The following is a 12,872-nucleotide window of genomic DNA, read 5'->3' as shown; positions in this document are numbered from 1 at the left end:
GTTTTCCGGTCCCCGATGAACACCCGCACCTCCTCTTTTTCTCCCGCCCTGCGGCTGCTGTCCCGCGTCGCGGCCGCCGTGCTCGGCGGCTACGCGCTGGCCTCGGCCGCCGCTGTCTTTCTGGCCGCCGTGCTGCCGGCCGGCCCCGCCGAGGCCGCGCTCGGGGGCATGCAGTTCAGCTTCGCGGTCTACACCGTCGCCGTGATCTGGGCGTTCGCGCCCGTGTCGCTGTCGCGCGCCTGGGCCGGCCTGCTGCTGCCCGCCGTGGTGCTGGCCGGGCTCGGCCTGGCCTTGCGCGGCGCGGGAGGCGGGGCATGAGCACGAAGACAACCAAGGCGCCCTCGCAAGGGGGCTTTCGCCAAGCCCAGGCCTGGCTGCACACCTGGTGCGGCCTGTGGTTCTCGTGGCTGCTGTTCGCGGTGTTCCTCACCGGCACGCTGGCCGTGTTCGACGAGCCCATCACCCACTGGATGACGCCGGAGCACCACGCCGAGGAAGCCGCCGCTGCAGCCAAGAAGGAGAAGGGCGAGCCCACGGTCGACCGCGCGCAGCGCCTGGCCTGGGGCATGGCCTACATGGCCGAGCACCACCCGGGCGCCTCGATGTGGGAGCTGTGGCCTTCGGACGCGCAAGGCGGTGGCGAGCTGCGCGTGTTCTGGTTCGACGCCAACCGCCAGTACGCGGGCGTCGCGCTCGACCCCGCCACCGGCAAGCCGTTGAAGGAAGAGGGCGGCCACGCGGCGCGCGCCACGCTCGGCGGGCATCACTTCGTCGACTTCCACTACGAGCTGCACGCCGGCACCGTCGGCCTGTGGATCGTCGGCATCGCCGCGATGGCGATGCTGGTGGCGCTGGTGTCGGGCGTCATCACGCACAAGCGCATCTTCAAGGACTTCTTCACCTTCCGGCCGAAGAAAGGCCAGCGCAGCTGGCTCGATGCGCACAACGCCGTGGCGGTGCTGACCTTGCCCTTCCAGTTCATGATCGCCTACACCGGCCTCGTGATCTCGGGCACCAGCTTCATGCCGGCCCCCAAGGTCTTGCACTACGGCACCGGCCCGCAGGCGCAGGTGCGCTTCGTCTCCGAGCTGGGCGACAGCGACAAGCCCGCCGCCACCGGCCGCGCGATGCCCGTGCCCGTGCTCGAACCCTTCGCGGCGCGCGGCCAGGAGCGCATGGGCCAGCCGGTGCGCGCGGTCGTCATTGATCATCCGGGCGACGCGGCTGCGCGCATCGGCGTGTACGGCTGGAATGGCGACGACGAATCCGCGCGCCGGCTCAGCGCCACCACCGGCATGGTGCAGTTCTCGGCCGCCACCGGCGAGGTGCAGCGCGTGCGCCTGCCGGGCGCCGCGGACGGAGGGGCCGCCATGCTCGCGCAGTCGGCCATGGGCGGGCTGCACATGGTCACCTTCGGCGGCTGGCCGATGAAGTGGCTCTACTTCCTGTGCGGGCTCGCGGGCACCGCGATGATGGGTTCGGGCGCCGTGCTGTTCATCGTCAAGCGCCGCCAGAAGCACCTGGGCGAGTTCGGTGGCGCGACGGCGCGGGTCTACCGGCTGGTCGAAGCGCTGAACGTCGCGGCCATCGCCGGCCTCGCCATCGCCTGCGTGGGCTACCTGTGGGCCAACCGGCTGGTGCCGGTGGGCATCGGGCACCGCGCGGACCGCGAACTGCAGGTCTTCTTCGCGCTGTGGGCGCTGGCGCTGGTGCACGCCTTCGTGCGCCAGCCGGCGCGCGCGTGGCGCGAGCAGCTCGGTGCGCTGGCTGCGCTGTGTCTGCTGTTGCCGGTGCTCAACTTCGTGACCACGGGCGATCACTTGCTGGCGCAGTTTCTGCGCAGTGATTGGGAAAGCCTCGGCGTCGAACTGGGCGTCGTGGCCTTCGGGCTTGCGGCGCTGGGCGCGCTGCGCCATCTGCTGCGGAAGGTGGCGCGATGACGGCGGCATGGGCTTCGTTGCTTGGCCTTGCGCTGGCGTATGCAGGCATGTCGTGCCTGAGCTTTGCCATGGACCGGCACCACGAGCAGCTGACGCGCGGACGCGAAGTGCCCGCGCGCCGGCGCACGGGCTTGCGCGCGATCGGCATGGTGCTGCTGGCAGCGGCCATCGTGCCCTGCGTGATGGCGTGGGGCCCGACGGTCGGGACGGTCGCGTGGCTGGGCTTGCTTTCGGCGGGTGCGTTGCCGGTGGCCTTGCTGTTGCCGTACCGCCCACGCGCCGTGGCGTGGGGCGCCGGCGCTGCCGCCGTGGCCGGTGGTGCGGGGCTTGCGCCGGTGCTGGCGGCGCTGCTGCGCTGAGGTCAGTCCACCTTGATGGCTGCGGCCTTGACCACCTGCTGCGCCTTCGCGGTCTCGTCGGCGATGAACTTGTTGAACTGCGCGGAGGGCATGGTGAAAGGCTCGGCGCCGAGCTTCTCCAGCCGCTCCTTCAGTTCCGGCGACACCATGATCTTCGCGACCTCGGCCTGCAGCCGCTCCACCACGGGCTGCGGTGTCCTGGCGGGCGCGAACAGGCCGACCCAGAACAGGTAGGCCGAGCCCGGCACGCCGGCCTCCACGGTGGTGGGCGCATCGGGCAGGGCGGACGAGCGGCCGGCGGTGCCCACGGCCAGCGCCTTCAGCTTGCCGCTCTTGATCAGCGGCAGCGCCGACACCATCGGCGCGAAGAACCAGTCGACGCGCCCGGCCATCACCTCGGTCATGGCTTCGGGCGTGCCGCGAAAGGGCACGTGCTGCGCGTCGACGCCGGCCGCGAGGCGGAACACCTCGGCATTCATGTGCGTGGCCGAGCCGTTGCCCGCGGAGCCGTAGTTCAGCCCGCCGGGCTTGGCCTTCGCCTTGGCCACGAGGTCTTTCACATCGGTGAAGTGCGAAGGCGCGGTCACCAGCACGTTGGGCAGGCTGGCCATCGGCGTCACGCCCGTGAAGTCCTTCAGCGTGTCGTACGACAGGCCCTTGTAGATCCACGGGTTCACGAGGTGGCCGGCCGAATGCACCAGCAGCGTGTAGCCGTCGGCCGGCGCCTTGGCGGCGATGGCCGCGCCCAGCGTGCCGCCCGCGCCGGGGCGGTTGTCCACGATCACGCTGGTGCCCAGCGCGGGCCCGAGCTTTTCGGCGACCAGGCGCGCGACGATGTCGGTGCCGCTGCCCGCCGTGAAGGGCACGACCAGCTTGATGGGCTGCGTGCCCGGCCACGCGCCTTGTGCATGGGCGCTGCCGAGCGTGCAGGCCGCGAGTGCCGCGGCGACCGTGAGTGCCTGTCGGCGGCTCCAGGGGAATGTCTGCTTCATGCGTCTTGTCTCCGTTGATTTGTTGGTGCGAGCGATGAATGACTGACTGAGAAAGGGGCGCGTCAGGCGGGCGGTGCGTTAGCCATCACCAGCGCCACCAGCACCGGGCGGTTGCTGCGGTTCTCCAGCTGGCGCTTCTCGCCGGGCGCGAAGCGGCAGCTGTCGTAGGGCAGCAGCACGTCTTCCTGGTGCGCGCCGTCGAGTTCGCCGACGACGTGCAGCTCGCCCTCGAGCACGAGGTAGAGCTTTTCCATCGGCGAGCCGTCCAGCCCGGTGCGGCCGCCGGGCAGGATCTGGCTCATGCCCATCCACATCTGCGTCGAAGGGCCAGCCTCCTTGCCCTGCAGGCGCAGGCAGCGCATGTCGAAGTGGTTGGGCGCCTCGTAGTGCGGCGCCTCGCTGAAACGGGTCACATGCATGGTGGGTGTCCTCGAGGTTCAGGGGCGCAGCACGACGCGGTCGGTGCTGCCCGACAGCACCAGCCGGTAGGCGTCGATCGCTTCGTCGAGCGCGAAGTGGCGTGCCACGGGAAAGGGTTTCAGCGTGCCGCGCTCGAAGCCCTCGCGCATCGCGTCGAGCTGCGCGGTGGAGGCGACGCAGTCCATCGCCAGCGAGTCGATGCCCACGTAGGTGTGCATGCCGCGGTAGAACGCGAAGATGTCGAAGGGCACCGCGCGGTCGTGCGTGGCGATGAAGATCTGCGTGGCCCCCTTGGCCATCGCCTTGTTCGCGGCCTCGAAGTAGGCGCTGCCCACGGTGTTGTAGACGATGTGTGCGCCGCGTCCGTCGGTGAGTTCGCGCACCTGCGCGCCCACGTCGGCGTGGTGGCGTGCATCGACCACGTCGACCGGCGCGCTCGCGAACCCCGCGAAGGGCCCGGGCCCGCGCTGCACCGCGATCACGCGCGCGCCGGCCTGCGCGGCCAGCTGCACCGCCGCCTGCCCGACCTTGCCGTTGGCGCCCAGCACCAGCACCGTCTGGCCCGCTTGCGGCATGCCGCTGCGCCGAAAGCCCTCGTAGGCCGTGACGAAGGGCACGCCCACCGCGCCGGCCTCGTCCATCGAGATGCCCTTCGGCTTGGCGCGCAGCGCTGCTTCGGGCAGCACGAGGTAGCGCGCATGCGAGCCGTCGCGCGTGATGCCGACATCGCCGCCCGAGCCGTAGACCTCGCGGCCGACCCATTCCGAAGGGCCGTTCACCACGGTGCCCGCGAAGTCGCGGCCCGGCGTGCGCGGCCAGACGGCCTGCGGCATGAGGCCCAGCGCGGCCTTCACGTCGCTCGGGTTCACGGCGGCGGCCATCACGCGCACCACGGCATGGCCGGGCGGCGCCACGGGCTCGGGCTGCGGCGCGGCCTCCAGGTGCAGCGCCTCGAGGTTGGCGGCCTTGCCGTTCACGCGCAGGGCGCGGGGTTCATGAAGGATGGCGCTCATCGTGCGGCTCCCTGAACGGCGCGGGTGTCGGCCAGTCCCAGCATCGCGCGGGCCTCGCGCGGGTTGGCGACCTCGCCGCCCAGGCTGCGCAGGATGTCGCGCGCCTTCGCCACGAGCTGCGCGTTGCTTTCGGCCAGCACGCCTTTCTCGAGGTAGATGTTGTCTTCCATGCCCACGCGCACGTGGCCGCCCAGCAGCCACGACTGCGCGACGATCGGGAACTCCGTGCGGCCGATGCCGAAGGCGCTCCAGAAGGCGCCGCGCGGCAGCAGGTTGCGCGCATAGAGCAGCGTCTCGGGCGTGGGCGCGAAGCCGTACTTCACGCCGAGCACGAAGGTCCACATGGCGGGCCCGTCGAGCGTGCCGTCGGCGATCAGGTCCAGCGCCAGGTGGATGTCGCCCGAGTCGAAGATCTCCAGCTCGGGCTTCACGCCGGCCTCGCGCATCACCTTCGCCATGCGGCGCACGTTCTTCGGCGTGTTGATCACCACGTCGGGGCCGGAGTTCATGGTGTTGAGGTCGAGCGAGCACACGTCGGGCCGGATCAGCGCGATGTGTTCCACGCGCTTTTCGGGCGGCAGCAGCGTGGTGCCGGGCGCGGCGATCTTCGGATCGTCCTCGCTGGGAATGAAGCGCCCGCCCGGCCCGGTCGTGAGGTTCACGATCAGCTCGCGGTTCTCGCGGCGGATGCGGTCGACCACCTCGCGGTACAGCTCGACCTCCATCGAGGGCTTGCCCGTTTCCGGGTGGCGCACGTGGATGTGGACCTGCGCCGCGCCGGCTTCGGCCGCGGCCAGGCATTCGTCGGCGATCTGCACCGGCGTGATCGGCAGGTGCGGCGTCTGCTCTGGCTTCACGAGGTTGCCCGTGACGGCGCAGGTGATGAGCGTCTTGGCGTTTTTCACAGGTGGCGCCCTCCGTCGACCACGATGCGCGTGCCGGTGACGAAGCGCAGCGTCGTCGCCAGTGCCTCGACGGTGGCCGCCACGTCGTCGGGCTTGCCGATGCGCCCCAGCGGCGTGGTGCTGGCCATCTTGTCGGCGAACTCGGCGCCGCGCCCGGGCACGAAGCCCGACTCGACCGCGCCCGGCGACACCGACACCACGCGCACCGCCGGCGCCAGCGCCTTGGCCAGCGCGTCGCCCACCACGTCGAGCCCGGCCTTGGCCGCGACGTACGCGAGGTTGCTGCCCACGCCCGTGAAGCCGGCGATGGACGAGATGTTGACCACCAGCCCGTCGCCGGTCGCCTTGAGCATCGGCGCGAAGGCGCGGATGGTGGCGAACACGCCGCGGAAGTTGGCGCGCAGCAGGTCGTCGATGAGTTCGTCGGTCAGCGCATCGAGGTCGCCGGCCGGCACGGGCTGCGTGTGGCCCGCGCTGTTGACCAGGATGTCGCAGCGCCCGTGCGCGGCCTTCACCTCGGCGGCGGCGGCCTGCAGGCTCGGCGTGTTGACGATGTCGGCGCGGATCGCGCCGTGGCGCTGGCCGCTGTCCGAGGGCAGGGCGGCGGCGCGCGCGGCGGCGTTGTCGTCGCCACCGCGGTGCAGCAGCACGCAGGTGGCGCCCAGCGCGGCCAGGCGCGTGGCCGTGGCGTAGCCGATGGCGCCGAGGCCGCCGGTGATGACGGCGATCTTGCCGTGGAGTCGGGATTGGGGATCGAAGCTCATGGGATGAAGGGAAGTTGCGGAATCAGGGGATCGGCGGGCGGGGGAACTTCATTTCTCCCGGTTCGAGCTGGAAGTCGTACTGCAGCGTCGCGCTACCGCCGTCGGGCGCGAGCGCGAAGCGGCCGATGAGCTGGCGCGTCACGCCGAAGGTCGGGTCGCTCTCCAGGTTCTCGTCGTCGTCGGCGAACACCTGCGTGACCAGCACCTTGTGGCCCGGCTTGCTCAGCATGAAGTGCAGGTGCGCGGGCCGGTTCGGGTGGCGTTGCTGCGCGCGCAGCAGCACGCCGCACGGCCCGTCGGTGGGCACGGGGTAGCCGGCGGGGCGCACGCTGCGGAAACGGAAGCGGCCTTGCGCGTCGGTGGTGAAGCGCCCGCGCAGGTTCATGTCGTCCTGTTCCGGGTCCTGGTTCTCGTAGAGCCCGACCGGCGAGGCTTGCCACACGTCGACCGTGACATCGGCCATCGGCTGCCCGCTCACGTCGCGCACCGTGCCCGTCACCTCCAGCGGCGTGCCGGGCGTGCCCGAGCGCGCGATGCTCTCGCCCGCCGCGCAGGCCGGCGAGTTGGCGCGCCAGAAGGGGCCCAGCAGGGCGGCCGGCGATTCGCCGTGCGGGTCCTGGTTGTTCTGCAGCGCCACCACGGTGGACACGCCCAGGATGTCGGCCGCCAGCACCACCTCGTTCTTGGTCTCGCCCGTGGCGTGGCCGATGGCGACGATGAATTCGAGCGCCTGCTCGAACTCCTCCTCGGTCAGCTTCACCTCCTGGACGAAGGCGTGCAGGTGGCGCGTGAGCGCGTCCATCACGGTGCGCAGGCGCGGGTCGGGGGTGCGTTGCATGGCGTCGAGCGCAAAGCCGAGCACCGAATCGGGGGAGGTGGCGATGTTCATCTGCAATCCTTGCAATCGTTTGCATTATCTTAAGGCAGATTCCCAAAAAGTAAAATGGCGGGTATCCGGGATGTCAGAATGGGAATTCGCCGACCATGGCGTACCGGATGACCAACAATCGTTTGCACCAATGAGCACCCATCCCCCCTCCAGCCCCGTCACCATCCGCGACGTCGCCCGTGCCGCCGGGGTGCATGTGTCGACCGTGTCGCGCGCGCTCAGTCCCGAGAAGCGCTCGCTGATCAGCGACGAGGTGCTGCGCGTGGTCGAGGAGGCCGCGCAGCGCCTGGGCTACCGGCCCAACCGCGCGGCCTCGGCGCTGCGCACGGGCCGCACCCACACCATCGGCGTGCTGGTGCCCGACATCACGAACGCGGTGTTCCCGCCGATCCTGCAGGGCATCGAGGCCAGCGCGGCCGCGCGCGGCTACTTCGTGTTCGTCACCAACGTGGTCGATCCGGCGCTCGCGCGGCCGGTGCTCGAGCGCATGCTGGCGCAGCGCGTGGACGGCGTGATCCTGGCCACCGCCACGCGCGACGACCCGCTGGTCGACTTCGTCGCCAAGGCCGGCATGACCGCGGTGCTGGTCAACCGCGCCGACGAGACCGGTCGCCTGCCCGCCGTGGTGAGCGACGACCGGCTGGCGATGAAGCTCGCGGTCGATCACCTCGTGGGCCTGGGCCACAAGCGCATCGCGCACCTGGCGGGGCCGCAGACCATCCCCACCGGCGTGGGCCGCCTGCTGGGCGTGGAGCAGGCGCTGCGCGACCACCGCATGAAGCCGGCGCGCATCGTCGAGTGCGCGAGCTACAGCCGCGAGGCGGGCGCGGCCGCGATGAAGCAGATGCTCGCGGCCGGCGCCGCGCCGCAGGCCGTGGTCTGCTGCAACGACCTCGTGGCACTGGGCGCCTACGACGCGCTGCGCGAGGCCGGCCTGCGCGTGCCGCAGGACATCTCGGTCACCGGCCACAACGACATGCCGCTGGTCGACATGGTCGATCCGCCGCTCACCACCATCCGGCTGCCGCACCGCGAACTCGGCTGGCGCGCGGCCGAGATGCTGTTCGAGGAGATCGACGGGCAGGCGCTGTCGGCCTCCACCGTGGTGCTGCGGCCGGAGCTGGTGGTGCGCAAGTCGACGGCCGCGCCGGCCGCGCGCTGAGCGAAGACGAAAACAAATGCATCCGAAGGGCGGTGCGCACACTTCGCGCCGAGAATCGTCGGCCATTCCCGGCCCCGTGTTCCGCTTCCTTTTCGCATGCGCTTTCGTCCCGTCTTCCTGCTTCTTTCCCTCGGTCTTTCCCTCCCGCTGCTGACCCACGCCGCGTCGTCGCGCACCTGCCTCGTCGTGGGCGTGAGCGACGGCGACACGCTCACCGCACGCTGCGGTCGCAGCGGCGCCTACGAGCAGGTCAAGGTGCGCATCGCCGCCATCGACGCGCCCGAGAAAGCGCAGCCCTACGGCCAGCGCAGCCGCCAGGCGCTGAGCCGCCTGTGCTACGCCGAGAAGGCCGTCATCACCGAGCGCGACACCGACCGCTACGGCCGCACCGTGGCCGACGTGCGCTGCAACGGCGAAGACGCCGGCCGCCGCCTGGTGGCCGAGGGCTGGGCCTGGGTGTACGACTACCACGGCATCGCGAAGAAGCGCGGTGGCGACCTGTTCCGCCTCGAGGCCGCGGCGCGCGCGCAGCACATCGGCCTGTGGGCCGACACCGCGCCGACGCCGCCGTGGGACTGGCGGCGCGAACGCCGGGAGCAGCCACGCGGCAACAACAACCACGGCGGCTCGCAGCCCTGGGGTGACGTGCGCTTCGAACCCCTGTCATGACGGCTTCATGGGCGCGCGGGAGCATCGCAGGCTCCCACGATTCCCACGGACCCCCAGGACATGGCCAAAGACTTCGCGCGCATGGAGGACTCGAACCCCTCCGGCAATCCCACCATCCACGACGTGTCCGATCCGCAGCGGCGGGTCTTCGTGCGCGGCGGCCTGGCGGCGGCCGTGGCGGGCCTGTTCGGGCCGCTGGCCGGCTGTGCCAGCACGGGCAGCGGCAGTAGCAATAGCGCCGTGAGCGGCCTGGGCCGCGCCATCGGTTTCAAGAGCGTGCCCATGGCGGCGGTCGACCAGGTGGTCGTGCCCGAGGGCTACCGCACGCAGGTGATCTACCGCTGGGGCGATCCCACGGGCATCGCAGGCCGCATGCCTGCGTTCAAGACCGATGCCTCCGACACCGCCGACGACCAGGCGCTGCAGGCCGGCATGCACCACGACGGCATGGCCTTCTTCCCGCTGGACGGATCGAACCGCGGCCTGCTGGTGCTGAACCACGAGTACGTGGACGACGGCCTGCTGCACACCGACGGCATGAAGACCTGGAGCGCCGCGAAGGTGCGCAAGTCGATGCATGCGCACGGCGTGTCGGTGATCGAGCTGCAGCGCGACGGCGCGGCCTGGCAGCAGGTGCTGCCCTCGCGTTTCGCGCGCCGCATCACCGCGCTCACGCCGATGACGCTCACCGGCCCCGCGGCCGGCCACCCGATGCTGCGCACCGCGGGCGACCCCTCGGGCACGCAGGTGCTCGGCACCTTCAACAACTGCGCCAACGGCCAGACGCCGTGGGGCACCTACCTGACCTGCGAGGAAAACTTCGCCGACTACTTCGAGGGCACCGCCACGCCCGACGCGCACCAGAAGCGCTGGGGCCTCAAGAAGGGCAACGGCGCCAAGTACCGCTGGCACGAGCACGAAGAGCGCTTCGACGTCGAGAAGCACCCGAACGAATCGAACCGCTACGGCTGGGTGGTCGAGATCGATCCGCAAGACCCGAACTCCACGCCGCGCAAGCGCACCGCGCTGGGCCGCGCCGCGCACGAAGGCGCCGCCGTGGCGCTCACCGACGACGGCCGCGCCGTGGTCTACATGGGCGAGGACTCGCGCTTCGAATACATCTACAAGTTCGTGAGCCGCGACAAGGTGCGCCCCGGCGGCGCCGCCGCCAACCGCGACCTGCTCGACCACGGCACGCTCTACGTGGGCCGCTTCGACGTCGACGGCACGGGCGAATGGCTGCCGCTGGTGCAGGGCAAGGGCGGGCTGGTGGCCGACAAGGGCTTCGCCACGCAGGGCGACGTGCTCATCAAGTCGCGCCAGGCCAGCGACATCCTCGGCGCCACCAAGATGGACCGCCCCGAGTGGACCACCGTCGATCCGCTGACGAAGGAGGTCTACTGCACGCTCACCAACAACAGCAACCGCGGCGCCCCGGGCCAGCCCTTCATGGACGCGGCCAACCCGCGCTCCAACAACACGATGGGCCAGATCATCCGCTGGAAGGAAAGCGGCGACCTCGACGCCACGAAGTTCGCGTGGAACCACCTCGTGCTCGCGGGCGACCCGAAGCAGACGCGCTACGAGGCGCAGGGCAACGTCAAGGGCGACGCCTTCGGCAGCCCCGACGGCCTGATGGTCGATGCGCGCGGCGTGCTGTGGATCCAGACCGACGTGTCGACCTCCACGCTCGGCAAGGGCGACTACACGAACCTGCCCAACAACCAGATGCTGGCCTGCGACCCGACCAAGGGCGAGATCCGCCGCTTTTTGCTCGGCCCGGCCGGCTGCGAGATCACCGGCCTCACGGCCACGCCCGACCTGCGCACGCTGTTCATCAACATCCAGCACCCGGGCGAGCCGGCCAACGAGCGCAGCGACCCCGAGCGCCCGCTGGCCGTGTCGAAGTGGCCCGACGGCGCGGGCCGGCCGCGCTCGGCGACGGTGGTCATCACGAAGATCGACGGCGGGGTGATCGGCAGCTGACGCAGCCAAGGGGGCGCCTCGCGGGGCGCCCTCGGGGCTTCAGCAGTGGCCCGAGTACCAGCAGCGCATCTCGGGCATGAGCAGGCCCCAGACGAAGCTGATCGCGCACACGACCAGCATCAGCAGCGCGAACATGCGCAGGCCCTCGGCGCCCCAGCGTGGCGCGAAGATGCTCACGAGAAAGCCCGAGAGGAAGGTGCCTTCGAGCCAGGCCGCGCCGCCCCAGCGCAGGATCCAGAGCCAGAACAGCGCATCGAGCGCATGAAAGACGACCCACCAGAGCAACGTCATCGCGCGGCGTGGGGCGTGCTTACGACTCGCTGCGGCCCTGCACGTCGGCCACCACGCGCGCGTTGCGCTGGAAGCTCCAGTAGGCGCTGGCCCAGTCCCACATCACGACGACGCGGTTGCGGAAGCCGATGAGGAAGTACGCGTGCGCGAACAGCCAGAACAGCCACGCGGGCCGGCCGCTGAAGCGCAGCGGGCCGAAGGGCGTGCCCAGGTCGACCACCGCCGAGTTGCGGCCGATGGTGGCCAGGTTGCCGTAGTCGGCGTAGCGGAACGGCACGGTGGGTTGGCCCGCCAGGCGGCGCAGGATGTTCGCCGCCGCCGCGCGGCCGGCCTGCTTGGCGCCGGGCGACACGCCGGGCACCGGCTTGGGCGGCTTGCCGGGCGCGTGGCTCATGGCGGCGGCCAGGTCGCCCACCACGCTGATCTCGGGGTGGCCCGCCAGGCTCAGGTCGGGCTCGACCTTGATGCGGCCCGCGCGGTCGCACTCGACGCCCGTGGCATTGCCGAGCAGCCGGCCCAGCGGCGAGGCCGCGACACCGGCCGCCCACACCACGCAGCTGCTGGGAATGCGGTAGCTCTGCAGCGGCGCGCCGTCGGGGCCGCCGCCGGTCTGCACTTCGAGGCCGGCGTTGTCGATGGCGGTGACGCGCGCGTTCAGCCGCACCTCCACGCCGAGCCGTTCCAGTTGTTCGAGCGCCTTCTGGCTCAGGCTTTCGGGCATGGCCTGCAGCACGCGCGGGCCGCCCTCGACCAGCAACACCTGCGCGCTGCCGGGGTCGATGCGGCGGAACTCGCCCGCGAGCGTGTGCTTGGCGATCTCGGCCAGCGTGCCGGCCATCTCGACGCCGGTCGGGCCGGCGCCGATCACCACGAAGGTGAGCAGGGCGCGGCGGCGCTCGGGGTCGGCGGTGGTCTCGGCCGTCTCGAAGGACATCAGCACGCGGCGGCGGATCTCGAAGGCGTCGGCCAGCGTCTTCAGGCCCGGCGCGGCGGGCGCCCATTCGTCGTGCCCGAAATAGCTGTGGGTGGCACCGGCCGCCACGATCAGGTGGTCGTAGGCCACCTGGCTGCCATCGGCCAGCTGCACCGTGCGCGCGGCCGGGTCGATGCCCGTCACCTCGGCCAGCAGCGTGGTCACGTTGGACTGCTTGCGGAACAGGGCCCGCACCGGCGCCGCGATCGACGGCGCCGCGAGCCCGGCGGTCGCCACCTGGTAGAGCAGGGGCTGGAACAGGTGGTGGTTGGTCTTGTCGATCACCGTCACATCGACGTCGGCCCGCTGCAGCTTGCGCGCTGCCTCGAGTCCGCCGAAACCGCAGCCGATGATGACAACGTGGGGCCTGGCCGAAGGAGAGGGGGTTTGCATCGCCCGGATCATACGCAGCGGGCCGGGGCGTTCCGGGGCCGCTTGCGCGCAGGACGGGCTCCTGCGGCGGCGCGGCAGCGGCGTCTTGTCCTACGTGCCTTTGTCGCCCGAATGGG

14 protein-coding genes are annotated in these 12,872 nt (G+C 71.1%); 6 read left to right on the top strand and 8 right to left on the bottom strand.

Annotated features, from left to right (window positions below; genetic code table 11):
• Positions 1-15 precede the first annotated feature (15 nt).
• From AC07YS_RS10430 to AC07YS_RS10420, 3 genes are read left to right on the top strand one after another with little or no spacing between them, the layout of a single operon-like run.
• A complete protein-coding gene (locus tag AC07YS_RS10430) occupies positions 16-318 on the top strand; it encodes a DUF3649 domain-containing protein (protein ID WP_492684433.1) in 303 nt (100 codons plus the stop codon).
• The gene (locus AC07YS_RS10425) at positions 315-1,940 is read left to right on the top strand and encodes a PepSY-associated TM helix domain-containing protein (RefSeq protein WP_492684432.1); all 1,626 of its coding nucleotides are present in this window, start codon (positions 315-317) and stop codon (positions 1,938-1,940) included. Before AC07YS_RS10430 ends, AC07YS_RS10425 begins: the two co-directional genes overlap by 4 nt.
• Positions 1,937-2,299 carry a DUF3325 domain-containing protein gene (locus tag AC07YS_RS10420; protein ID WP_492684431.1) on the top strand — a complete coding sequence of 121 codons (363 nt, stop codon included), beginning with the start codon at positions 1,937-1,939 and terminating at the stop codon, positions 2,297-2,299. Before AC07YS_RS10425 ends, AC07YS_RS10420 begins: the two co-directional genes overlap by 4 nt.
• A 2-nt stretch (positions 2,300-2,301) precedes the next feature.
• Here AC07YS_RS10420 and AC07YS_RS10415 read toward each other — a convergent pair whose 3' ends face one another.
• From AC07YS_RS10415 to AC07YS_RS10390, 6 genes are all read right to left on the bottom strand, one after another.
• Positions 2,302-3,291 carry a Bug family tripartite tricarboxylate transporter substrate binding protein gene (locus AC07YS_RS10415; RefSeq protein ID WP_492684430.1) on the bottom strand — a complete coding sequence of 330 codons (990 nt, stop codon included), beginning with the start codon at positions 3,289-3,291 and terminating at the stop codon, positions 2,302-2,304.
• A gap of 62 nt (positions 3,292-3,353) precedes the next feature.
• Positions 3,354-3,710, bottom strand: a complete 357-nt coding sequence (locus AC07YS_RS10410; RefSeq protein WP_070062522.1) for a cupin domain-containing protein — start codon at positions 3,708-3,710, stop codon at positions 3,354-3,356.
• Positions 3,711-3,728: 18 nt separating this feature from the next.
• Positions 3,729-4,724 carry a quinone oxidoreductase family protein gene (locus AC07YS_RS10405; RefSeq protein ID WP_492684429.1) on the bottom strand — a complete coding sequence of 332 codons (996 nt, stop codon included), beginning with the start codon at positions 4,722-4,724 and terminating at the stop codon, positions 3,729-3,731.
• Positions 4,721-5,629, bottom strand: a complete 909-nt coding sequence (locus AC07YS_RS10400) for a beta-keto acid cleavage family enzyme (RefSeq protein ID WP_492684428.1) — start codon at positions 5,627-5,629, stop codon at positions 4,721-4,723. The genes AC07YS_RS10405 and AC07YS_RS10400 overlap by 4 nt, the downstream gene beginning before the upstream one ends.
• On the bottom strand, positions 5,626-6,393 hold the full coding sequence (locus tag AC07YS_RS10395; RefSeq protein ID WP_495268376.1) for an SDR family NAD(P)-dependent oxidoreductase: 768 nt from the start codon (positions 6,391-6,393) through the stop codon (positions 5,626-5,628). The genes AC07YS_RS10400 and AC07YS_RS10395 overlap by 4 nt, the downstream gene beginning before the upstream one ends.
• A 22-nt stretch (positions 6,394-6,415) precedes the next feature.
• Positions 6,416-7,282 carry a dioxygenase family protein gene (locus tag AC07YS_RS10390; protein WP_493193681.1) on the bottom strand — a complete coding sequence of 289 codons (867 nt, stop codon included), beginning with the start codon at positions 7,280-7,282 and terminating at the stop codon, positions 6,416-6,418.
• A gap of 130 nt (positions 7,283-7,412) precedes the next feature.
• On the opposite strand from AC07YS_RS10390, the gene AC07YS_RS10385 reads away from it, so the two are divergent.
• The 3 genes from AC07YS_RS10385 (at position 7,413) to AC07YS_RS10375 (ending at position 11,099) form a co-directional block, all read left to right on the top strand.
• A complete protein-coding gene (locus AC07YS_RS10385) occupies positions 7,413-8,444 on the top strand; it encodes a LacI family DNA-binding transcriptional regulator (RefSeq protein WP_495268375.1) in 1,032 nt (343 codons plus the stop codon).
• A 96-nt stretch (positions 8,445-8,540) separates the two neighbouring features.
• Entirely contained in the window at positions 8,541-9,113 is a 573-nt protein-coding gene (locus tag AC07YS_RS10380) for a thermonuclease family protein (protein WP_495268374.1), read from the top strand.
• A 60-nt stretch (positions 9,114-9,173) separates the two neighbouring features.
• Entirely contained in the window at positions 9,174-11,099 is a 1,926-nt protein-coding gene (locus AC07YS_RS10375) for a PhoX family protein (RefSeq protein WP_495268373.1), read from the top strand.
• 39 nt (positions 11,100-11,138) lie between these two features.
• Here AC07YS_RS10375 and AC07YS_RS10370 read toward each other — a convergent pair whose 3' ends face one another.
• Entirely contained in the window at positions 11,139-11,390 is a 252-nt protein-coding gene (locus AC07YS_RS10370) for a hypothetical protein (RefSeq protein ID WP_070062528.1), read from the bottom strand.
• Positions 11,391-11,409: 19 nt separating this feature from the next.
• The gene (locus AC07YS_RS10365) at positions 11,410-12,756 is read right to left on the bottom strand and encodes an NAD(P)/FAD-dependent oxidoreductase (RefSeq protein WP_447746174.1); all 1,347 of its coding nucleotides are present in this window, start codon (positions 12,754-12,756) and stop codon (positions 11,410-11,412) included.
• Positions 12,757-12,872 lie beyond the last annotated feature (116 nt).

Source organism: Variovorax sp. GW458-11-26-14-LB1 (assembly GCF_059423965.1).
The sequence above is the reverse complement of the archived record's forward strand: the minus strand, read 5'-3'. Positions and strand labels throughout refer to the sequence as shown.

Excerpts from the sequence above, each read along its gene's own strand:
- AC07YS_RS10430 (WP_492684433.1), top strand. The coding sequence starts at position 16 with ATGAACACCCGCACCTCCTCTTTTTCTCCCGCCCTGCGGCTGCTGTCC.
- AC07YS_RS10425 (WP_492684432.1), top strand. The coding sequence starts at position 315 with ATGAGCACGAAGACAACCAAGGCGCCCTCGCAAGGGGGCTTTCGCCAA.
- AC07YS_RS10420 (WP_492684431.1), top strand. The coding sequence starts at position 1,937 with ATGACGGCGGCATGGGCTTCGTTGCTTGGCCTTGCGCTGGCGTATGCA.
- AC07YS_RS10415 (WP_492684430.1), bottom strand. The coding sequence starts at position 3,291 with ATGAAGCAGACATTCCCCTGGAGCCGCCGACAGGCACTCACGGTCGCC.
- AC07YS_RS10410 (WP_070062522.1), bottom strand. The coding sequence starts at position 3,710 with ATGCATGTGACCCGTTTCAGCGAGGCGCCGCACTACGAGGCGCCCAAC.
- AC07YS_RS10405 (WP_492684429.1), bottom strand. The coding sequence starts at position 4,724 with ATGAGCGCCATCCTTCATGAACCCCGCGCCCTGCGCGTGAACGGCAAG.
- AC07YS_RS10395 (WP_495268376.1), bottom strand. The coding sequence starts at position 6,393 with ATGAGCTTCGATCCCCAATCCCGACTCCACGGCAAGATCGCCGTCATC.
- AC07YS_RS10390 (WP_493193681.1), bottom strand. The coding sequence starts at position 7,282 with ATGAACATCGCCACCTCCCCCGATTCGGTGCTCGGCTTTGCGCTCGAC.
- AC07YS_RS10385 (WP_495268375.1), top strand. The coding sequence starts at position 7,413 with ATGAGCACCCATCCCCCCTCCAGCCCCGTCACCATCCGCGACGTCGCC.
- AC07YS_RS10380 (WP_495268374.1), top strand. The coding sequence starts at position 8,541 with ATGCGCTTTCGTCCCGTCTTCCTGCTTCTTTCCCTCGGTCTTTCCCTC.
- AC07YS_RS10375 (WP_495268373.1), top strand. The coding sequence starts at position 9,174 with ATGGCCAAAGACTTCGCGCGCATGGAGGACTCGAACCCCTCCGGCAAT.
- AC07YS_RS10370 (WP_070062528.1), bottom strand. The coding sequence starts at position 11,390 with ATGACGTTGCTCTGGTGGGTCGTCTTTCATGCGCTCGATGCGCTGTTC.
- AC07YS_RS10365 (WP_447746174.1), bottom strand. The coding sequence starts at position 12,756 with ATGCAAACCCCCTCTCCTTCGGCCAGGCCCCACGTTGTCATCATCGGC.